General features: G+C 40.7%; 21 protein-coding genes. 14 read left to right on the forward strand and 7 right to left on the reverse strand.

Features of this window, described 5'->3' with window-relative positions; genetic code table 11:
* Positions 1–134: transposase (locus tag M3610_RS18415; RefSeq protein ID WP_251461406.1), on the forward strand; the 134-nt coding region annotated here is incomplete at its 5' end.
* A 513-nt stretch (positions 135–647) separates the two neighbouring features.
* Here M3610_RS18415 and M3610_RS18420 read toward each other — a convergent pair.
* On the reverse strand, positions 648–1,079 hold the full coding sequence (locus M3610_RS18420; RefSeq protein WP_098571059.1) for a VOC family protein: 432 nt from the start codon (positions 1,077–1,079) through the stop codon (positions 648–650).
* 224 nt (positions 1,080–1,303) lie between these two features.
* On the reverse strand, positions 1,304–2,785 hold the full coding sequence (gene putP / locus M3610_RS18425) for a sodium/proline symporter PutP (protein ID WP_251461288.1): 1,482 nt from the start codon (positions 2,783–2,785) through the stop codon (positions 1,304–1,306).
* A 226-nt stretch (positions 2,786–3,011) separates the two neighbouring features.
* Here putP and M3610_RS18430 point away from each other — a divergent pair, with 226 nt between their 5' ends.
* Positions 3,012–3,566, forward strand: coding sequence for a thioredoxin family protein (locus M3610_RS18430; protein WP_098571057.1), 555 nt, complete (start codon positions 3,012–3,014; stop codon positions 3,564–3,566).
* 50 nt (positions 3,567–3,616) lie between these two features.
* On the opposite strand, the gene plsY is transcribed toward M3610_RS18430, so the two are convergent.
* Complete coding sequence (plsY, locus tag M3610_RS18435; RefSeq protein WP_251461289.1) at positions 3,617–4,243, reverse strand: glycerol-3-phosphate 1-O-acyltransferase PlsY; 627 nt, start codon at positions 4,241–4,243, stop codon at positions 3,617–3,619.
* Positions 4,244–4,491: 248 nt separating this feature from the next.
* On the opposite strand from plsY, the gene M3610_RS18440 reads away from it, so the two are divergent.
* The 7 genes from M3610_RS18440 (at position 4,492) to M3610_RS18470 (ending at position 10,673) form a co-directional block, all read left to right on the forward strand.
* Entirely contained in the window at positions 4,492–5,139 is a 648-nt protein-coding gene (locus tag M3610_RS18440) for a pentapeptide repeat-containing protein (protein WP_098571104.1), read from the forward strand.
* 67 nt (positions 5,140–5,206) lie between these two features.
* A complete protein-coding gene (locus M3610_RS18445) occupies positions 5,207–5,857 on the forward strand; it encodes an RNA polymerase sigma factor (protein ID WP_257148360.1) in 651 nt (216 codons plus the stop codon).
* Positions 5,854–6,375, forward strand: coding sequence for an anti-sigma factor (locus tag M3610_RS18450; RefSeq protein WP_251461290.1), 522 nt, complete (start codon positions 5,854–5,856; stop codon positions 6,373–6,375). Before M3610_RS18445 ends, M3610_RS18450 begins: the two co-directional genes overlap by 4 nt.
* A complete protein-coding gene (locus M3610_RS18455; protein WP_098571054.1) occupies positions 6,372–7,451 on the forward strand; it encodes a DUF6677 family protein in 1,080 nt (359 codons plus the stop codon). Before M3610_RS18450 ends, M3610_RS18455 begins: the two co-directional genes overlap by 4 nt.
* Positions 7,452–7,535: 84 nt before the next feature.
* Positions 7,536–8,456 carry a hypothetical protein gene (locus tag M3610_RS18460; RefSeq protein WP_251461291.1) on the forward strand — a complete coding sequence of 307 codons (921 nt, stop codon included), beginning with the start codon at positions 7,536–7,538 and terminating at the stop codon, positions 8,454–8,456.
* A 183-nt stretch (positions 8,457–8,639) separates the two neighbouring features.
* The gene (locus M3610_RS18465) at positions 8,640–9,581 is read left to right on the forward strand and encodes a diacylglycerol kinase (RefSeq protein WP_098571052.1); all 942 of its coding nucleotides are present in this window, start codon (positions 8,640–8,642) and stop codon (positions 9,579–9,581) included.
* 204 nt (positions 9,582–9,785) lie between these two features.
* Positions 9,786–10,673 (forward strand): cysteine hydrolase family protein, encoded by an 888-nt coding sequence (locus tag M3610_RS18470; RefSeq protein WP_098571051.1) that lies wholly within the window; start codon positions 9,786–9,788, stop codon positions 10,671–10,673.
* A gap of 173 nt (positions 10,674–10,846) precedes the next feature.
* On the opposite strand, the gene M3610_RS18475 is transcribed toward M3610_RS18470, so the two are convergent.
* The 4 genes from M3610_RS18475 to M3610_RS18490 all read right to left on the reverse strand — a co-directional run bounded on the left by M3610_RS18475 (position 10,847) and on the right by M3610_RS18490 (position 14,373).
* On the reverse strand, positions 10,847–12,085 hold the full coding sequence (locus M3610_RS18475; protein WP_251461292.1) for an NAD(P)/FAD-dependent oxidoreductase: 1,239 nt from the start codon (positions 12,083–12,085) through the stop codon (positions 10,847–10,849).
* Positions 12,082–12,414 (reverse strand): (2Fe-2S)-binding protein, encoded by a 333-nt coding sequence (locus M3610_RS18480; RefSeq protein ID WP_251461293.1) that lies wholly within the window; start codon positions 12,412–12,414, stop codon positions 12,082–12,084. The genes M3610_RS18475 and M3610_RS18480 overlap by 4 nt, the downstream gene beginning before the upstream one ends.
* A complete protein-coding gene (locus M3610_RS18485) occupies positions 12,407–12,682 on the reverse strand; it encodes a (2Fe-2S)-binding protein (protein ID WP_251461294.1) in 276 nt (91 codons plus the stop codon). The genes M3610_RS18480 and M3610_RS18485 overlap by 8 nt, the downstream gene beginning before the upstream one ends.
* A 77-nt stretch (positions 12,683–12,759) precedes the next feature.
* Positions 12,760–14,373 carry a sigma-54 interaction domain-containing protein gene (locus tag M3610_RS18490; RefSeq protein ID WP_251461295.1) on the reverse strand — a complete coding sequence of 538 codons (1,614 nt, stop codon included), beginning with the start codon at positions 14,371–14,373 and terminating at the stop codon, positions 12,760–12,762.
* A 214-nt stretch (positions 14,374–14,587) separates the two neighbouring features.
* Between M3610_RS18490 and M3610_RS18495 the strand changes: the two genes are divergently transcribed.
* From M3610_RS18495 to M3610_RS18515, 5 genes are read left to right on the forward strand one after another with little or no spacing between them, the layout of a single operon-like run.
* Positions 14,588–15,763, forward strand: a complete 1,176-nt coding sequence (locus M3610_RS18495; protein WP_251461296.1) for an NAD(P)/FAD-dependent oxidoreductase — start codon at positions 14,588–14,590, stop codon at positions 15,761–15,763.
* Positions 15,763–16,800 (forward strand): proline racemase family protein, encoded by a 1,038-nt coding sequence (locus M3610_RS18500; protein ID WP_251461297.1) that lies wholly within the window; start codon positions 15,763–15,765, stop codon positions 16,798–16,800. Before M3610_RS18495 ends, M3610_RS18500 begins: the two co-directional genes overlap by 1 nt.
* Positions 16,797–17,750: a proline racemase family protein gene (locus tag M3610_RS18505; RefSeq protein WP_098571044.1), complete on the forward strand. Its 954-nt coding sequence runs from the start codon at positions 16,797–16,799 to the stop codon at positions 17,748–17,750. Before M3610_RS18500 ends, M3610_RS18505 begins: the two co-directional genes overlap by 4 nt.
* 31 nt (positions 17,751–17,781) lie before the next feature.
* Positions 17,782–18,675 (forward strand): 4-hydroxy-tetrahydrodipicolinate synthase, encoded by an 894-nt coding sequence (dapA, locus tag M3610_RS18510; protein ID WP_098571043.1) that lies wholly within the window; start codon positions 17,782–17,784, stop codon positions 18,673–18,675.
* A gap of 24 nt (positions 18,676–18,699) precedes the next feature.
* Positions 18,700–20,202 (forward strand): aldehyde dehydrogenase family protein, encoded by a 1,503-nt coding sequence (locus M3610_RS18515; RefSeq protein ID WP_098571042.1) that lies wholly within the window; start codon positions 18,700–18,702, stop codon positions 20,200–20,202.
* Positions 20,203–20,218 lie beyond the last annotated feature (16 nt).

Raw genomic sequence — 20,218 nt, forward strand, 5'->3', positions numbered from 1 at the left:
AAGAAAAGCATGGTATGCGTTGGACAACCTTAAGAGGCCTAAAAAAATTGTCCATGCAAGCGATGCTTACTTTTGCTGCCATGAATTTGAAAAAGATGGCCAACTGGACATGGAAAAGTCCAGAAATGGCCTAGATAAAGGTATAGGAAAGGTCAAAATTTTGCTCTTACGAGCAAAAAAACCATAAAAAGGCATTCGATTAAGCTCATCGAATGCCTTTTGTCTACAATCTGAAGCTGGCAGAATACAGTCTGCCAGCTTTTTATTTTGGTGAGCAGAATTCGACATTCTTTTCTCGATTTCCCGGGAAAAAGCCTATATCTTAAAAGGGTTTATCCTGTATCTAATCAAACGTTTGGTTAGTAGGGAATTATCAGGAATGGTGTCGAAACAAAAGAATTTCCCTAAGGAAATCTTAGTATCGACAAGTTTTTTATTTTTGGTGTGAAAAATGATAACTGGTTCGACAAAGGTTTTTCACAATAATGGGCTGAAACTCTTTAGTTATATGTCTTCGCGGCTAACTAATCAAACGTTTGGTTAGTTTAGAATGTTACTAATCAAACGTTTGATTAACTTTGCTATTAACCCCGGTATAATGGGGTTTTTTCAAAATAAACGCTGAAAAGTTTGTAGAATGATAGAAATTAAAAAGATATCATCGCACCGCGCTCATCAAAAGTGGCTGTAGGGTTCCAAGCAACTTCCCAGAGGTTATTTTCGGGGTCAGCGAAATAGGCAATCCGTCCGCCCCAGAAGACATCACTTGGCTCCCGCAGTATTTTTGCCCCTGCTGAACGAATGGTTTCTATCGTTGTATCAACTTGTTCCTGTTGATCTACGTTTATGGAATAGGTCACCCCATGAAAGCTCTCAGGAGAGCGTGTGAATTCAATGCCGGCATCCTTTGCTAACTCGGCAATCGGGTATAACGAAAGCAAGACGCCCGCCGTTTTAAAGACAGCAAATTGGTCCGAGCTTATTTCCGTTTCCTCCCATCCTAACGTTTGATAAAATTTCCTAAGTACAGGCAAATCATATGCGCCAATTGTAAGCAAACTAACTCTTTGTGGAACCATGAGCAAATCCCTCCATAAAAAATGATTATCTATCTAATTTTCTCCCAATGACTCATATTATCCTTCAAACCGGGGAATAGTTGATAGTTTAAAGCAACGAATAAATGGTAAGATTTTAGGAAGGTGAATATCTAAAAAAGTGAGGTACACGGATGACCATGTATATTGCACTGCTGCGAGGTATTAATTAAATACGCTCGGATCAATGGGATCCGAGCGTATTATTATTTTTCGCTTTTTAACAAGCGAACACTTTCCGTAAATTCCTTTTCAATCTCATCATTTTTTCGATACGTCAGTAAACTCACAATGTAAGCGACAATAAGGTTGAAAACAAAGCCAGGGACAATTTCATAAAGCGTGTCACCAAGGCCGACATTCTTCCAAATGATAACGGTAAGCGCTCCGACGATCATCCCGAAAAGGGCGCCCCAATTCGTAATCTTTTTCCAGAATAAGCTTAGCAAGATTACTGGTCCGAATGATGCACCGAAGCCTGCCCAAGCATATGCAACGAGGTCTAAAATGGTGCTATTTTGCTTGAATGCTAGTGCAGCCGCAATGACAGAAACGAGAAGAACCGCCATTCTCCCTAGGAAGACCAGTTGCTTGTCCTTTGCATTTTTGTTCATGACCATTTTGTATAAATCTTCAACAAGTGCACTAGAAGTAACGATTAATTGGGAAGAAATCGTACTCATAATCGCTGCGAGAATGGCAGCTAAAGCAAATCCTGCGAATAGGGGGTGGAATAAAATTTGGCTCAATTCAATGAAAACTGCTTCTGGATTCTTTAAGATATGCTCCGGATTATTATGGAAAAAGGCAATACCAATAAATCCTGTAAAGATCGTACCAATAAGCGAGATAATCATCCAGCCCATTCCAATCCGGCGTGCGCTTTTTGTTTCTTTAATTGTTTTGATTGCCATAAAGCGGACAATGATGTGAGGCTGTCCAAAATAGCCAAGCCCCCAGGCCATTGCTGAAATAATGCCTAAAAAGGTTGTCCCTTTTAATAAATCAAGTTTTGTTGGGTCTATCGCGCGAATCGTTTCCATCGTTTCAGCAGGGCCTCCTGTGTGGAAGATACCAATTGCTGGAACAAGAGCAAGGGCGATCAACATCATTAAACCTTGAATAAAGTCTGTATAGCTTACCGCCAAGAATCCACCAAATAAGGTGTAGGCAACCGTAACACCGCCAACAATAAGAAGTCCGGTATGGTAGCTTGTGCCAAATGAACTTTCAAAAAAGACAGCTCCAGAAACCATTCCTGATGAAACATAGAAAGTAAAGAAAATAAGAATAACAATACCTGAAACAATACGGAGTAGTTTTGTGTTGTCTTTAAAACGGTTCTCTAGGTAGCTTGGAATCGTGATTGAATCATTGGCCACTTGTGTGTAAGAACGCAAGCGAGGTGCCACCAATAGCCAGTTAAGATAAGCTCCAATTGTTAAGCCAACGGCAATCCACGCATCTGCTAAACCGGTTACATAAATTCCGCCGGGTAATCCCATTAGAAGCCATCCGCTCATATCAGCTGCCCCTGCACTTAAAGCAGTTACAGCGGGTCCTAAAGACCGCCCTCCAAGCATGTAGTCTGTAAGATTGCTAGTCTTTCGATAAGAGTACCAACCGATAAAAAGCATAGCGGCAATATAGATTCCAATCGAAAGTAGTTGTAGTGATTCATTAGACATAGGTTTCCTCCTTGATTGTCTTATCGTAGAAAATATTTATAATAATATTTTCTATATATAAAATATTCTATCAACTATAAATTTCTATTACTAGTGTAAAAATATAGTTTTTTTGAAATAGGAAAAAATGCTTGTAGTATAACAATGGTGTTTTCCATAAGCAGTTCTATTGTAACAAGTTCTTAAAACGACTATCATAGGAGAAAATGAGAGAGGTGCAGAAAAAATGGATTTAAACCAATGGTTTCAAAAAGGATTGACTGTTGATGGGTACATAAATGCTATGACTACCAATAAAGAGGAAATGCTTACGATCTATGAGGGCTTCACCTTAACGGAAGAGGATAAGAATCGGCTCGAGGCATTAAGGCCGCAAAACTTACGTGCGATTGTTCTATCAGAAGATTGGTGCGGCGATGCGATGCTGAATAACCCCATTTTGCTGAAAATAGCTGAAGCGGCTGGGATAGAAGTTCGTTTTGTGCTCCGCGACTCGAATTTGGAGTTAATGGACCAATACTTAACCAATGGCACGTCGAGAGCCATTCCTATTTTTATTTTTATTAATGAAGAAGGAAATGAGGTTGGTGTCTGGGGGCCAAGAGCACCTGAGTTGCAGGCTTTCGTAATGGAAAAGCGTGCTGCCTTGCCAGAAAAGGACGCAGAGGATTTTCAAGCGAAACAAACAGAATTGTTTAAGAGCCTTAGAGCAACCTATCAAAGAGATGCCTCCATTTGGCAAACCGTTGCCAATAGTATCCTGGCGACACTTTTAAAATAAAAAAGAGGATCCCCTGGTCATTGTATCTTGACTCGAGGGGATCTTTTTAATTACATTTTAAAGCCGCCGCCCTTTGGCGGGATGCGGTCATTGATCAAATTTTTATCATTTATTTTGGGCTCGATGCCCAAAATAAAATTTCGGATGTTGGAGCGATGCAAATAAATCAAGAATAGCGAGAAAAATATAAAGATAAGTTCCATTTCGAGCTTAGAAGATACTAAAGAATAGATGAGAAGACTAATGCCAACCGTAATGGAGCCAAAGAATACATACTTAGTTATAAAGATAACTAAAAAGAAAGCAACATACGCGATGATCAGGAGATAGACATTGGCGATTAACAAAGCCCCGGCGGTGGTTGCGATTGCCTTTCCGCCTTTGAAGCCCGCAAAAATTGGAAAGCAATGACCAACAACAGCTGTGAGGCCAAAATAAAGGGGATTTGCGTCTAAGTTAAAGTACATAGGAAGGGATGCTGCCAAAGCCCCTTTTGCAATATCAATAATCAGGACGAAAATGGCAGACTTCTTACCAAGAACCCTTAGGGTATTGGTGGCCCCTGGATTTTTACTGCCATGTTCGCGGATATCCACTCCAAAGATCAACTTGCCCACAATCAAAGCTGTGGGAACGCTTCCGATTAAATAGGAAGCCAAAAGCAACAACCACAACATATGCATCATTCCCTTGGCTATTATTTTAGTAAAATTGCATTATTAATAGATTTTATCATATATCAGTGGTAGTATTTTGTTGAATTCTCAGTTTCTGTAAAGAAAAGGGAGCATTTGAGAGATGGTATAGATTTATTTCGGCCAAGTTGCTAATACTTATGCAAGTTCTTGAGCAGATATTCCGGTGGCCTTAATGGGCCGTCTAGTTCTTCTATTGAGATGAAATACCTTTAATACCCATGAAAAGGATGATCGATTTGAGTCAGAAGCTAAAAATTCAAAAACCGAAAATGCCCTCCAATTTAACTCCATTTGATTATAACGATAGAGAAGATTCATATATTAACATGGCGATCATTAGCGACTGTTCGATCTCCCAAGAGGAGGTTGAAAAAGTGAGATTCGAAGAGGTGGTATTTAAAAATGTGACCTTCCTCGATGGATCGTTTCGCTTTGTTCAATTAACCGATGTGATTTTTGAACGATGCGATCTATCCAATGTGGATTTTACGGATGGAATCATCCATCGGGTCGAGTTTCGTGACTGCAAACTATTAGGATTAAATCTTGCAGATGCTACCCTTAGAAATGTCTTGTTTGAAAACTGCAATCTGAATATGGGTTCGTTTGGTTATGCCGACTTGAAGGAAATGAAGTTTGAGAATTGCTCCCTTCGCAGTGCAGATTTTTACGAAGCTAAATTTAATAAACTTGACTTTAAAGATTGCGATCTAGATGATGTGAACTTTACTGGAACGACATTGTCTGGTGTGGACCTGAGTACTTGTACGTTTAACCGTTTAAATCTATCACTGGATAGTGTGGCCGGTTGCAAGGTTTCTGCCGATCAGGCGATAGGATTTGCGAGGCTGTTAGGATTGGAAATTAAAGAGTAATCTCCTTTTATATATGATAACACCGTGCGGGCGCTGCCCGCACGGTTTTTAGGTTCAATCTCATGGTATGATGAAGAGAATTGAAAAAAATTTTTTTAAAAATAGTGTAGGGGTAGGTTTCGATCCTCTCGTCTATTATGTAGAAACAAAAAAAAGAAAGGGGGAGAGAACGATTAATGATACAGCCTTAATAGAAAATGTGCTGGACGGCAGTGACCAGGCTTTTCGACTTTTGGTTGAGAAATACAGCAACGATGTGTTCCGGACCATCTTTGCTGTGCTTCGTGACCAAAAGGAAGCAGAAGATGCTGCACAGGAAGTATTTATGAAAATCTATACTTCTCTCCCCCAATACCAAAATCAAGGATTTAAAACGTGGATAACGCGAATTGCGGTTAATCATGCGATAGATGTAAAACGAAAACAGGTGAGAAGACGAGAGGAAGTGGCAGAAGACCTCGAGCAGCAGTCAGCAGGGTCGCCGAAAGACAGTGTGGAGAAAGAGATTTTCGAACTAGACCGGAGAAGGCTCGTTAGGAAAAAGCTTGATGAACTGCCCGAAAATTACCGTGATGTGATATACGGATTTTACATCGCTGAAAAGAGCTATCAGCAAATGGCTGACGAACAAAATGTACAGGTGAAAACAATTGAAACGAAGCTGTACCGGGCCCGTCATTGGATGAGAAAGAATTGGAAGGAGGATGATTTTTCATGAAGCATTACAGTTTTGAAGAGTGGTTGCAATACGTTAATGACGAAGTCAATGAGAAGACCAAAGAGGACTTAGAAAACCATTTATACACGTGTGATCAATGCCTTACCCAATATTTACTAGCTGTAGAAGCCGGTGAACCATCCCTTCCAACTCTCTCAGACAGCAGTGGCTTTACCGAATTGGTCATGGCAGAGGTTTCGAAGCAGAAAACTATGGTGCCTGACACCGTTAGAAACCTAAACACTATCTCAATAGTTCCTTCGGTGCCTGACACCAAAATTGACACCAAAATGAAGGAAAAACCTTTTTATCAGCAAGCGGTGTTTCATTATTTATTGGCCGCGGCTGCGACATTATTATTAACTTTTTCAGGGGTCTTTCAGTCGCTAGCGGCGTATGCGAATTCGATTGATAAGCCGCAAATTCAGGAAAAGAAGCCTTCGGTGACGGAGGGCGTTATTAATAAAACTTTTGCATGGATGGATTCACTAGAAAAAAAGGAGGCAAATAAGAAATGAAAAATCCGACAAAGGCATTGACCTTGTCCCTATTTCCGGGTCTAGGCCATATTTATTTCGGTAATATGTTTCGCGGCGTACTTTATCTATTGACTGTGATTGGCTTGGCGTTCGTCACTGTTATTGGGTTATTAACAAATAACGAGGAAGTTGCTATCGTGACCTTTATGTTAGGAATATTCCTTTATCTTGTCAGTTTTATTGATATGGGGGTGCAGGTTTCCAAGCATAAGAAGGCTCTGAAGTCAGTTAATCTAGAAGGGCAGCCGAACCAGGCTACCCAAGATTCAGAACGGTTTTATACGATTGTTCTATCATTTATACCGGGCTTAGGCCACTTCCAAATTGGATTAATGACCAGGGGATTAACGCTTTTGGCGACATTCCTAGGATTAGGAGTCATGGTCATATTTGTGACAGCCTTATCCAACCGAGCTGAATTTATGGTCTTTCTGGCCGCTCTCCCAATTATCTGGGTGTATGGATTTTTTGATGCCGTCCAGCAGGTAAACAAAAAACAACGCGGAGAGGAACTTGTTGACCGTACAATATTTGAAGACTTTGAGATGCGCCGTGAAGATGGTAAAAAGAGCAAATCGATTGCCACCTTTCTTGCCATTTTTCCAGGAGCAGGACATTTGTATCTTGGCTTACAGCGCCGCGGAATCCAATTAATGGCCGCGTTTCTGTTTTCTATTTATATTTTAGATACGTTACGACTTGGGATCTTCTTATTTTTAATTCCGATTATCTGGTTTTATAGTTTTTTTGATGCGATGCAAAAGGTATCAAGGTACGGCGAAGAAACGATTGAAGATGTCCCAATTATTGCGTATTTCATTAATCATCAAAAATGGGTTGGGATTGGCCTAGTCTTAATGGGGCTTTACTATCTAGTGATGAACGTCTTGCTGCCTGCCTTTTCATCCTTCCTTAACAGGCTGGTAAAAATCGATGTAATGTATTGGGTACAAGGATATCTTCAAACAGGGCTTGTTTGTATCTTGTTGATTGGCGGGGGAATTAAGCTTTTATCTGGGAGCAAACAAAAACGGGAGGCAAAAAAGCATGAGTAAGTGGGGAAAAGCCATTGCTGGCGCAGCAATCATCGGATTGGGGATTGGGTTCCTTTTTAGAAAAAGAAAGGGTGGGATTGAAGCATGAGAACTTGGCGTGTTGGGACATTTTCAATGGGGGCCTCGCTTGTATTTCTTGGCCTCTTTCTCTTCTTTTCAAAGTTTTTGGGGTTAGAACTTGTCCAAGTGATGACGGCTTGGTGGCCGCTATTATTGGTCGTGCTCGGGATAGAGATTCTCCTTTACCTATTTTTGTCGCGACAGGAAAAGCCGATGCTAAAGTATGATTTCCTTAGTATCTTCTTTGTAGGTGTCATCGGAATGGCGGGAATTGCATTTGCTATCGTCAGTACGACAGGCATCTTGGATAAAGCGGAAGAAGTGATGGCAAGGGAAGAGCGCTCGTTTGAATTGCCTGCTTTTTCCTATCAAATGAATGATAGTATCAAACGAGTGGTGGTTAGGACGGTTGACCATCAGATGACGGTCGAGTCCACTAATGAAAAACAGGTTTCGATGTTCGGCACCTATCGGGTGCAAACCTCCAAAAAAGGAGAACTTTTAAAAAATGCAGAGGATATGGTTTCCGCTAATCAAAAGGGGGATACACTTTATTTAAGCATGAAGTCACTTCCTAACGAAATTGGTCCATTCCATGCAAATGGAGAGGTTGCGGCGACGCTGTTGATTCCAAATGATGTGAAGCTTGAAGTGATCGGCAGTGATAATTCACTTATCTTAAAACCACGCTCTCTTGTGAACGATTGGAGTATCGAGAGAGCTTCATCCCTTGCGATTGATGTACCCGCAAAAAGTAATTTAAAGATTGCTGCAGTGGGTGTGGGTGAGGTAAGAGGGAAAGATGGAGACTGGAAAGTGTCAGAGGTGAAGACGGCTGATGGAATAGATAACGGCCGGAAAGATGCTGTTTATCAGTCTGGCGAAGGAAAGTACCACATCAGTATTACGGATGCCTATGATATTAGTCTGCAAACGAATCAGTAAAAAAATCTTGAGTCTATTTTTGCAAATTTATAAAAAAACGTTATGATATAAGATGGATGTTTGAAGGTAATTTAGTATATACGCATGTCTTGAAGTTTGTAAGTAAGAATAATAATTGGTAGAATATTGAAGTGAGCGGATAGCTATTACCGATGTTGATTTCAAAAATAGGATGATGAAACGATGAAAAGAGCAAGACTGATTTACAATCCTACCTCAGGACGTGAAATTCTAAAGCGGAATCTTCCAGAGATTCTTCAAAAGCTAGAAATGGCTGGATATGAAGCATCATGTCACGCGACTACAGGTGCAGGGGATGCGACGGAAGCAGCACGGATAGCTGTTGAGCGAAAGTATGATATTGTTATTGCAGCTGGCGGTGACGGAACTATTCATGAAGTGGTTAACGGTCTCGCTGAGCAGGAATATCGTCCAAAATTAGGGATTATTCCTGCAGGAACGACGAATGATTTTGCCCGTGCTCTGCAAATTCCAAGAGAAATTGGAGCGGCAGTAGATATCATTACTAAAGGGGAAATGATTCCAGTCGATATTGGGCGCATCAATGATCGGTATTTTATTAATATTGCTGGCGGCGGTAGAATCACCGAGATTACATACGAAGTACCAAGTAAATTAAAAACAATGCTCGGTCAATTGGCTTATTATTTAAAAGGGATGGAAATGCTTCCTTCCATTAAACCGTCGAAGGTGTCGATTGAGTATGATGGGAAGTTATTTGAAGGCGAAGCGATGCTGTTTCTTGTCGGGCTGACCAATTCCATTGGCGGCTTTGAAAAACTAGCACCCGATGCCTCCATTAACGATGGATTATTTTCGCTTCTGATCTTGAAGAAGACAAATCTTGCTGAATTTATTCGGATAGCTACCTTAGCTCTTCGAGGGGAGCATATTCATGATCCAAATGTCATTTATACACAGGCAAACCGGATTAAAGTTCATGCGACGGAAAAAGTTCAGTTAAACTTGGATGGGGAATTTGGCGGATTGTTACCGGCTGAGTTTGAAAACCTCTATCGCCACCTAGAGGTGTTTGTGCCACTTGAAGATATTCGCCCGAATGACCGCCCAACAGATTGGGAAGCAGGGAAAAGATATAGTTAAGAAAGTTCGTTCCATTGGGACGGGCTTTTTCTTTTAAAAGGACGCTATAATATTGCAATCAACAAACAGTTATAACAAAGCTTTTTAAAAAAGGAAAAAGTGTAAGAGCCCTAGAATATTTTGTATCATGGGCAAAAAATTTGTTGAAGGGCGGCGCAAAGTGAAGAAGTTAATAACATTGGGTTTTTAAGGAGAGTGAACTAATTGAATATTTTATTTGAAGAAATATTTGATGTTAACCTAGTAGGGAAAGCGAATACAAATAAACCGAATTTAGCACGTTTAAAGTCTCATCCAACAATTAATAAAGAAGTGGCTGTAATAGGTATTGATTTTCAAAATGATTTCTTGGAAGAAGGGAATTTAGGTGTTGCAAACTCTTATCAAGACGTAAGAAACTTTGCCAAGTTTGTTTATGAATATATTGATGTGATTGATGACATATTTATGAGCTTAGATATTCATCAGCCGAAGCAAATATTTCATCCTGCTTGGTGGGTGAATGATAAAGGACAGAACCCAGAGCCCTTTACTGTTATTACCTATCAAGATGTGTTGGAAGGTAATTGGAGCCCCCTTTACCAAGAAAAAGAAAGTATAGAGTATCTACGTGAACTTGAGGCAACTGGAAAGAAATCCTTAATCATTTGGAGTTACCATTGTCTCCAAGGTACATTTGGTGCTGCAATTGAAACGCAATTATCTAATTTGTTATTTGCTTTTTCTTTGTACAAAGAGAGGGATGTACACTACGTGACAAAAGGGTTAAATCCTATATCCGAAATGTATGGAATAGTGAAACCCGAATATTCAAAAACAGATTTAACAGACAAAAATTTGCTAAGTCAATTGCAGAATTATAAAAGGATAGTTATTGGTGGGGAGGCAAAGTCTCACTGTGTTCTAGAGACGGTTAAACAGATTGTAGAAGAGTTTGAGAAGGTCAATCACAATGATTATATAATTTATGTTTTAGAAGATTGTACATCGTCCATAGCAGGTTTTGAAGAAGTTACAGAAGATGAATACAAAAAATTAGCTGTAAGATACCCAATCAAACTAACAACTACAAAAGAACTTAAGTTTTATTAGAGAAAGACATCCTCTTGTACATTCTTCTAAAAACAAAATGACCCACCTTTGTCCGCATTGTTAAGAGGCGTGGTGGGTTCTGTTAATTTTAACTATGTCGGTTAGATTGTTTTGTCAGCGGGCAGGAGAGAAGCAATGGTAAGTATATGCTCGTAATTCCAGAATCACTTTATTCATCCGATCTCCTGTAAGGAATCCTGTTCATTCCTATAAAGATCGTCCCAAAGCTCATAGATTTTCCTGCGTCCTTTTGCAATTTCAGGATTAAATTGGATGGCAGCGTTTTGACGGACAGTATGAACGTTCTTCATTGCCTGTTCAAGCTTTTCGTTGATAACAGTGCTACCTTTTCCAGCGTGTTTAGCAATCGAAATGCCGGCTGTTGTTCCTTGGGCCATGGCGATTTTCCCGCTTTCGATACCAGTGATATTTCCAGCAACAAATAATCCTTCGAGTGGAGTTTCCATTTTTTCAGAATGATGCGGAACATGTCCACCTAGTTCCGGAATGTATTCGAATGGGCAACCCGCAACCGCTGTAAGCTCTGCTAATGGGTACAAGCCGCCTGCGATACATACGAAATCGGCTTCATATACTTTTTCTGTACCTTTGATTACATTTCCATTCTCATCAATATCTGCAGTGAGGACGCCTTCTACGTGCTCATTGCCAAGAATTTCAAGAGCTGCTTTTCTAAGTTGCAATGGTGTGCCATTTACCTTAACACCGCTCTTAGGGAAAAACTTCATTGCTAATTTGCGGAATCCTTCATTCTTCATAAAGCCGCTGCCAAAACGCAACATTGCTGACGGAGCAAGATGGGCTGCATTTAGAAGCGACTTCATGACTTCCTCTGGTTCTCCGGCATTTTTGCTTAGCGGGCTCTTTTCAGGTAAAACAATGCGTTCCACATTAATTCCAGCTAATTGCAGCTCGTTTAAAATCGCAAATGCTAGAATGTTTGCACCAATGATGATGCCTTTTTTTCCGACCTCGACACGATGTACATTGGTCATGACCTGTGCAGCGCCAATGGACATAACGCCTGGCAGAGTCCAACCTGGCACAGGAATTGGAAACTCAGCTGCACCAGTTGCCACTAGCACATAAGGAGCTGTTAGTGTTCCTATATTGGTATGAACATTCCATGAAACCTCATCTTTTTCTAGGTTGTATACAGAAACGCCGCAGCGGATATCTACTGATAGTTTTTGAGCTTCATTGTGCAGACGCTCTGATTCTTTTATTCCATTCCACCATTCACCAGACGGTTCCTGGTGTAATTGGCCGAGTAATCTGCCACCTGGTCTAACAAATTCATCAATGACGGTTACTTTTAAGCCATTTTCAGCACAGGATATGGCACCAGCTAAACCAGCTGGTCCAGCTCCAATTACGATTACATCTATCATTGCTTCTCCACCATCCTTTTAACAATATTAGGATGCTGTTTCCCACTGTTAATAACCATATTTTCCTTCACAACAGTTAAACAAGCTCTTACATTGGCCTGACCGTTTACATTTACACGGCATTCCATGCAATGACCGATATTGCAGTAGAACCCTCTTGGTGTTCCGCCTTCCTCATGAACACGCAGTGTTCTCACACCGTTTGCCAGCATGGCTGCTGCGATTGTTTCATTTTCATGTGCTTCATATTCTTTTCCATCAAATGAGAAAGGAATCTTTTTTCTATCGTCTAATTTTCCTAAAATAGGATGATCTATAATTCTAGTCATTATTTTCACCTACTGTTCCAAAAGTTACAGGGCGAATTGGAGGCTGATATTTAAGTGGGATTTCGGCTTCTTTTTTATCCGGTACGACACTATCAATGATCCGATCGACCGTTACTCGGCAAGTACGTCCTCCGCAGAAACCCATTCCTGCTCTTGTTCTAAGCTTTAGTTCCCTGGCTGTGCATTGATATTCATCCGCTGTTGCGAAAAGCTGACCATAGGTAACTTCTTCACAACGACAGATCACAAGTGCTTCTTTGTTAGTCATTTGGAAAATCCCCCTCTTTAATTATATGTAAAAATATAATGCAAGAATCGTACCAACTTTGAAGCTCTTATTTAAAATTAGCCTAAGCCGAGGCGTTTTAGACGATTGTAGAGGGTCGCTCGGGTGATTCTCAGTTTTTTCGCGCATTCTAATTTGTTGCCATGGGTTAATGTCAATGCTTTTTCAAGCACCTGCTTCTCATACTGGTCCATTTCCTCCTGAAGCGGCAAAATCTCTGTGTCCATTTCCATAGAGTTTTCCTGAGTGTCCTTATCAGCCCCAGCCGAGTGGATCAATCCCGAATGAAATGGTAAATATTCTTTTCGAATGACGCCATCTGTAGCAAAAACAACAAGACGTTCTACGACATTACGCAGCTCCCGGACATTGCCTGGCCAATCATATTGAAACAATTCCTTCATCACTTCCTGTGGAAACTGATGGATAGGGCGCTGATAGCGCAGTGAAAAATCTTTTAAAAAATAATGAATCAGTTCAACGATATCCTCGTTGCGTTCTCTTAATGGAGGAAGCTTTAAGCTGACAACATTGAGCCGATAATATAAATCCTCGCGAAATTGACCTTCTTTTATTGATTCCTTTAAATCCCTATTGGTTGCGGCAATGACCCGGAAATCAGCTTCCAGTTCCTTTTCGCCGCCAACTTTGTAATACTTTCTTTCCTGAAGCACTCGAAGCATTTTGACCTGCATGTCTAAAGGCATTTCGCCAACTTCATCAAGAAATAGAGTGCCGCCTTTTGCGAGTTCAATTTTTCCTTTTTTTCCTCTATGATCAGCACCGGAAAAGGCACCGCGTTCATAGCCGAATAATTCGCTTTCAAATAACGTTTCAGGAATAGCTCCGCAGTTGATAGAAATAAATGGTGCGTTAGCCCCTTCGGTTGTCTCATGAATAGCTTTAGCAAAGACCTCCTTACCGACCCCGCTTTCTCCTAAGATCAATACAGTTGACCGAACTGTGCACACCTTTTTCGCCAGTTGCACCGTTTTCTCCATCACAGTACTTTTCCCTTTAATGCTATTAAAGGGATCTGAAGGCTTGTATTTCGCCATCTCCTGTTCTAATCGGCGAACTTCTGTTGACATATTAAACAATTTTTCATTTAGAACAACTTGGCTTGTCACATCGGTTTCGGAAACAACTGCCCCAATAATACTTTCATTAAAGTAAACAGGGTTTGCATTTATAAGAACAAATAGATTAGATCTTGCCTGGTGGTACTTTCCCCGAATTCTTTTCCCCTTGTGTAAGGATTCCAAGATTTCTAGATTTTTATGTTCAAAGAATTCTATGATTGGTTTGCCCATAATCTCATCTTTTTTAACAGAGAAAATTTTTTCTGCTCCTTGTGTCCATGTGCGGACACGTTCACCAGCATCAACCACTGTGACAGAAGCATCCATCGTGTCAATCACCGTTTCATAGAAAGCCTTTAATTGATTGTAGGAATCATGCAAAAAACCAATGATTTGTTCACTTTTGATACAGCCAAGCGTTTGACCGTATGAGTCCTTGACGGCAACAGCCGGATATTGCTTGAATGCCTCAACTAATACAGCGAAGGGATCATTTAAATAAACCGCCGCTAAGGCGTCTTCATTATCTGCTTGGTTTAGATGGATAAAATGATTTTCAATTATTTCTTTGACTGACGGTAATTCAAACATAGCAGTCTCCTTGAAGTGTAAAAATATTTTTACACTGTTTAATATTTTATACACTAGTTTATCAATAAATTTGACATTTGCAAACGGATACAAAGTAAATATTCCGAATAATTGTAAAAACAGCTTGGGTTTTGTTGTTTTTAAACATTTACAAAAGTTGGCACGCAATTTGCATTAATAAAATCATGTATAGAGACGAAGGGAGGTTGGTATTGTGAGACATCATTGTGATGTTCTGGTTATAGGCGGGGGAATCATTGGCTGTGCAATTGCCTATTATACTTCTAAATCTGGACGAGATGTAACCGTTATAGAAAAAGGAGAATTTGTCAGTGGGACTTCATCCCGCTGTGATGGAAATATTTTAGCAATTGATAAAGATCCTGGGTTTGACAGTCAAATGTCACTTGTCAGCCAGAAATTAGTAGATGAATTAAGCAGAGAATTGAAACAACCTTTTGATTACCGCGCGCCTGGAAGCATCCTTGTCTGTGAAACAGAAGAAGAAATGGAAGCCGCGCAAAAATGGGTTGACCGTCAGAAAGAGGCCGGTTTGCCGTTCAGGATGTTGGATCGTCAGGACATCCGCCAAGATTCAAAGTATTTTGCTGATGATTTATTAGGCGGTTTAGAGTGTGCAACAGATTCAACAGTTAACCCATATCTTCTTGCCTTTAACCTTCTAGATGGTGCAAAGAAAATGGGTGCTAAAGCCCATAAACAAACTGAGGTTACTGGAATGAGAAGGGAGCCGGACGGTACATTTACTGTCGAAACATCTAATGGAGTTTTTACCGCTAACCATGTTATTAATGCTGCAGGTGTATGGGCTCCATATATTGGCGAAATGCTGGATCTGTCCATTCCAATTAAACCAAGAAAAGGCCACATCATTGTCGCATCACGCCAGGAATTTGTCGGGCCAAGAAAAGTGATGGAATTTGGCTATTTAATATCAAAATTTGGCGGTAAGCGCCAGGTGGATCCGATTACTGAAAAATATGGCGTGGCCCTTGTTTTCGAACCAACAGAAAGTCAAAACTTCTTGATTGGAAGCAGCCGTGAATTTGTTGGATTTAATACAAAAGTCAACAATGAAATTATTAAATGCATTGCCAATCGTGCCATACGATTTTATCCGAAAATGGCTGACATGATGGTTATACGGTCCTATGCAGGTTTACGCCCCTGGACGGAGGATCATTTACCGATTGTGTCAGAAGTTGAAGGGGTTCCAAATTATTATATTGCAGCCGGTCATGAAGGAGACGGAATTAGTCTTGCTGCTGTAACTGGTAAAGTCATAGAGGAAATGCTGAATAAAAAGGAGACTTGCATCCCAATTGAACCGCTAAAATTTTCCCAATTTAAGGAAAGGGTGCTGAGCTGATGAAAGCAAAACGAGTTTTTACAACGATTGATACACACACGGGTGGAAATCCGACAAGGACATTGATTAGTGGACTCCCAGAGCTAAAAGGAGCAACAATGTCCGAAAAAATGTTACATATGCAAAAGGAATATGACTGGATTCGTAAGGTGCTGATGAATGAACCAAGAGGACATGATGTGATGTCAGGTGCGTTGTTGACAGATCCATGCCATCCGGAAGCAGATATCGGTGTGATCTATATCGAAACCGGCGGATATTTGCCCATGTGCGGTCATGACACAATCGGTGTTTGTACAGCATTAGTGGAAGCAGGGCTAATCCCTGTTCAAGAACCAGTTACTTCAATCAAACTTGATACACCAGCAGGCCTTGTGGAGGCTGAGATTAAGGTGGAGAACGGAAAGGCAAAAGAGGTTTCCTTCTGTAATGTCCCTGCCTTCCTGTTAAAGAGTGTTTCTGTTGAAGTTGAGGGAATTGGAATCGTGGATGCAGACATTGCCTATGGCGGTAATTTCTATGGAATCATTGATGCCGCATCTGTTGGATTAGAGCTGATTCCGGAGAATGCATCAAAAATCATTGAAAAAGGTATTAAAATTAGAAATACGATTAACGAAACAACGGATATTGTTCATCCGCAATATCCATTTATTCGCGGTTTGACCCATATTGAGTTTTTTACTGAGCCAACCCATGAAGAAGCAGATGTGAAAAATACGGTTATTGTCCCTCCAGGCGGGATTGATCGTTCACCATGCGGTACAGGTACATCGGCCAAATTATCTGTCCTCTATTCCAAAAAGGAGATAGGTATGGACGAAGAATTTGTGCATGAGAGTATTGTAGGCTCTTTATTCCGTGGACGAGTCCTTGAAACAACACACGTTCAGGGTGTGGAGGCTGTTATTACAAGAATCGCTGGTTCAGCATGGCTAATGGGTATGCACCGGTTCTTTTATAACGAGGAGGATCCGCTTAAAGAAGGCTTTTTACTTATTCCCCCAATGGAACATGAAATGGAGGATGTGAAATGAAAATTCAAAAGACTTATACAGCAACCGATGTACACGTAGCGGGCGAGGCTTATCGTATGATTAAGGATGCGCCATTTGTTCATTATCAAAGTTTAAAAGAGCTGAATGAGCAATTTCCGCTTGTCTATGAGGAGGAAATTAAACTTCTATTAAATGAGCCCCGCGGATTTGCCGGACTGAATGGCTGTTTGGTCGTTCCGCCTTTTAAAAGCGGCGCCGATGTAGCTGTTGTCTTTTTCGATCATAACGGAACCGTTCCAATGCAATATGGTGGAATTGTTGCTGTCATAACCGCATTGCTGGAGTGCGGCCAATTAAAGGCAAAGCCTTCAAATGAATACAGTATTGAAACAGTCTGTGGTGTTGTTACTGTTACTGCTGTTTTGGAAGACGATGAAGTGAAATTAGTTGAGTTAAAAAGCGAGCCATACCAGGTTGTACAGACCCATGTGGCAGTGTCTTATTTAGATTTACAGACAGACGTTGCTCTTGTTCAAGCCGATCAGCTTTATGCGATTTTTGATAAAGTAGAGCTGCCTTTTGAGATTGAAATGGAGAACCTTACTGACATTAATCAATGGGGACAAAAAGCGATTAAAGCCTTAGAAGGCCAACATGCTGTCAGCCGAGTGATCCTGCTGGATCATTCGCAAAAAAGTGAAGGCAAAATCAAAACGGTAACATTCCGTCCGGATCGTTATATTGTGCGTTCTCCAGGATTTGGAACTGTAGCTGCCTGCAGTACCTATTTATTAGGAAATGGCGATATATCTGCAGATAACCCAATTGAAAATGAAAGCATTTTTAATGGGAAATTGACAGCAGAACTTTCAGAACAAATTGAAACCGGTTACAAGTTTAGGTTTTCAGCCCGTGGATTTATTACGGGTATGCAGACATATGTATTAGACCCGACAGATCCATTATCAGCAGGGTTTTTACTAAAATAAAAAACTATTAACTAATCAGGAGGAAATTAAAATGACTACAATTAGAGGAGCTTATCCAGTATTAATTACACCAATGACACAGGAGCAAGAAATCGATTGGGGCGGAGTAAAGAATAATGTTAATTACTTCGTGAATCAAGGTGTGGCAGGTATCGTCATCAATGGGAGTACTGGTGAATTTGTCAGTCTATCAAAAGAAGAAAAATACCAAATGGTAGAAACTGTTATGAAGGAAGTCAACGGCCGCATCTCTGTTATTGTGGGTACTGCTGCTGAAACAACAAAAGAAACAATCGAGAATACAAAGCAGGCTGAAGCACATGGAGCTGATGGTGCTCTAATCATTAACCCTTATTACATGAAGCCAAAGGAAAATGAAATCTACCATCATTTCAAAGAAGTATCTAGTGCTGTTAATCTACCAATCATGCTTTATAACAACCCATTTACTTCTGGCGTTAATATGAGCACAGATTTAATGCTTCAGATCGGTAGAGATTGTGAGAATGTGACCCACATTAAGGAATCAAGCGGTGAAATTGGCAAGGTAAGAGATCTTGCAAGAAAAGGCAAGGGAGACTTTGAAGTATTCTGTGGCGCTGAAGAGCTTGTAATGGAGTCTTACTTAGTTGGAGCAACTGGATGGATTTCTGTTGCAGGAAATATCGTGCCAAAGCTGGTTACAGACATGTATAACCATTTCCAAAACGATGAGTTAAAAGAAGCATGGGCAATCAATGATCGAATTTTACCGCTTTGTGCGTTCCTTGAAGGATCTGGAAAGTATGTGCAGATTGTGAAGAGAGCCATGGAATTAGCTGGTCAGGCTGGAGGACCTGCGCGTTACCCTCGTTTAGGTCTATCGCCTGAGGAAGATCAAAAGCTAAAAAGCCTACTTGCAAGTTTAGAAACAGTAAATAACTAAAATAGTGAAGGAGAGAGAACATACATGCAAACGACAAACTACAAATTAAAACCAAAAGTGCAGGAATTTTTAGAAGGTGTAAAAGGACTATATATAAATGGTGAATATGTTCCAGCGATTGGAGGTAAAACGTTTTCCGTCGTTAATCCTGCAAATGAAGAGGTCATTGCGGAAGTATGTGAGGCGCAAGAGGAAGATATTAATGTTGCGGTAGCTGCTGCAAGAAAGGCATTTGATGAAGGGGAATGGACAAAAATGGATGCGGCTGAGCGCTCCCATCTAATCTATAAATTTTCCGATCTATTAGAAGAGAACCGAGAAGAGCTTGCACAGCTAGAATCATTGGATAACGGAAAGCCATATACAGTCGCTCTGTCAGATGACGTCGACGGAACGATCCAGCATTTTAGATATTATGCCGGCTGGGCAACGAAACTATTAGGTAAGACAACTCCTATTTCAAAGGATTATGTAACCTATACTGTACATGAGCCGGTTGGGGTTGTTGGCCAAATTATTCCATGGAACTTTCCACTTGCCATGGCTGCTTGGAAGCTCGGATCCGCACTTGCTGTTGGCTGTACGGTTGTTATTAAGCCAGCAACTGAAACACCGCTATCTCTTCTATACGTAGGAAAGTTATTTAAAGAAGCTGGTTTTCCAGATGGTGTTGTGAATATTGTGCCAGGAGCAGGTAGAATTGTGGGAGAAGCAATCATCACTCATAAAGATGTTGATAAAGTAGCATTTACTGGTTCAACAGCTGTCGGAAAAGAAGTCATGAAAAAGGCTGCAGATCAAATTAAAGGCGTTACGCTAGAGCTTGGCGGAAAATCACCAGCCATTATTTTAGAAGATGCCAATCTTGAAGAAGCAATTGAAGGGGCCTTTAACGGAACGATGTACAATCATGGGCAAAACTGTAGTGCTTGTACACGTGTATTTGTACAGCGAAGCATTTATGATCGTGTCGTAGAAGCTTTATCAGAGCGGGCAGAATCCCTGAAGGTTGGACCAGGTATGGATCCTGAAACAGAAATGGGGCCGCTCGTTTCAGCTAAACAGCAAAAGACCGTTCTTAATTATATTGAACAAGGGAAAAAAGAAGGGGCGCGCCTTGTGGCTGGCGGTGAAAAAGTATTTGAAAAAGGATATTTTGTACAGCCAACCATTTTCGCTGATGTGGAAGATCATATGGTTATTGCTCGTGAAGAAATCTTTGGTCCAGTCATGTCAATTTTCGTTTTCGACACGATTGAAGAGGTAATTAAACGGGCAAACGATAGTGACTATGGCTTAGCTGCAAGTGTCTGGACAGAAAGTATGAAAAAGGGCCATTATATTGCAAACAAGCTGCAATCAGGAACAGTCTGGATTAATGATTTTGGTCTTGAATGGGAAACTATGCCTTTCGGTGGCTACAAACAATCAGGAATCGGCCGCGAAATGGGTGGAGAGTATGGCTTACAAAACTATACAGAAGTGAAAAGTGTATTTGTTAGCATCAAACAGGATGGATCAATTTAAGAAACAATGGGACAAG

The sequence above is a fragment of the Neobacillus sp. MER 74 genome (assembly GCF_023714155.1).

What these genes read in the sequence shown, in the direction of transcription:
- putP (WP_251461288.1), bottom strand. Translation starts at nt 2,785, where the DNA reads ATGTCTAATGAATCACTACAACTACTTTCGATTGGAATCTATATTGCC.
- M3610_RS18450 (WP_251461290.1), top strand. Translation starts at nt 5,854, where the DNA reads ATGAAGCATTACAGTTTTGAAGAGTGGTTGCAATACGTTAATGACGAA.
- M3610_RS18485 (WP_251461294.1), bottom strand. Translation starts at nt 12,682, where the DNA reads ATGACTAACAAAGAAGCACTTGTGATCTGTCGTTGTGAAGAAGTTACC.
- M3610_RS18515 (WP_098571042.1), top strand. Translation starts at nt 18,700, where the DNA reads ATGCAAACGACAAACTACAAATTAAAACCAAAAGTGCAGGAATTTTTA.
- M3610_RS18490 (WP_251461295.1), bottom strand. Translation starts at nt 14,373, where the DNA reads ATGTTTGAATTACCGTCAGTCAAAGAAATAATTGAAAATCATTTTATC.
- M3610_RS18505 (WP_098571044.1), top strand. Translation starts at nt 16,797, where the DNA reads ATGAAAATTCAAAAGACTTATACAGCAACCGATGTACACGTAGCGGGC.
- M3610_RS18420 (WP_098571059.1), bottom strand. Translation starts at nt 1,079, where the DNA reads ATGGTTCCACAAAGAGTTAGTTTGCTTACAATTGGCGCATATGATTTG.
- M3610_RS18445 (WP_257148360.1), top strand. Translation starts at nt 5,207, where the DNA reads ATGATGAAGAGAATTGAAAAAAATTTTTTTAAAAATAGTGTAGGGGTA.
- M3610_RS18480 (WP_251461293.1), bottom strand. Translation starts at nt 12,414, where the DNA reads ATGACTAGAATTATAGATCATCCTATTTTAGGAAAATTAGACGATAGA.
- M3610_RS18430 (WP_098571057.1), top strand. Translation starts at nt 3,012, where the DNA reads ATGGATTTAAACCAATGGTTTCAAAAAGGATTGACTGTTGATGGGTAC.
- M3610_RS18455 (WP_098571054.1), top strand. Translation starts at nt 6,372, where the DNA reads ATGAAAAATCCGACAAAGGCATTGACCTTGTCCCTATTTCCGGGTCTA.
- M3610_RS18440 (WP_098571104.1), top strand. Translation starts at nt 4,492, where the DNA reads ATGATCGATTTGAGTCAGAAGCTAAAAATTCAAAAACCGAAAATGCCC.
- plsY (WP_251461289.1), bottom strand. Translation starts at nt 4,243, where the DNA reads ATGTTGTGGTTGTTGCTTTTGGCTTCCTATTTAATCGGAAGCGTTCCC.
- M3610_RS18500 (WP_251461297.1), top strand. Translation starts at nt 15,763, where the DNA reads ATGAAAGCAAAACGAGTTTTTACAACGATTGATACACACACGGGTGGA.
- M3610_RS18465 (WP_098571052.1), top strand. Translation starts at nt 8,640, where the DNA reads ATGAAAAGAGCAAGACTGATTTACAATCCTACCTCAGGACGTGAAATT.
- M3610_RS18460 (WP_251461291.1), top strand. Translation starts at nt 7,536, where the DNA reads ATGAGAACTTGGCGTGTTGGGACATTTTCAATGGGGGCCTCGCTTGTA.
- M3610_RS18475 (WP_251461292.1), bottom strand. Translation starts at nt 12,085, where the DNA reads ATGATAGATGTAATCGTAATTGGAGCTGGACCAGCTGGTTTAGCTGGT.
- dapA (WP_098571043.1), top strand. Translation starts at nt 17,782, where the DNA reads ATGACTACAATTAGAGGAGCTTATCCAGTATTAATTACACCAATGACA.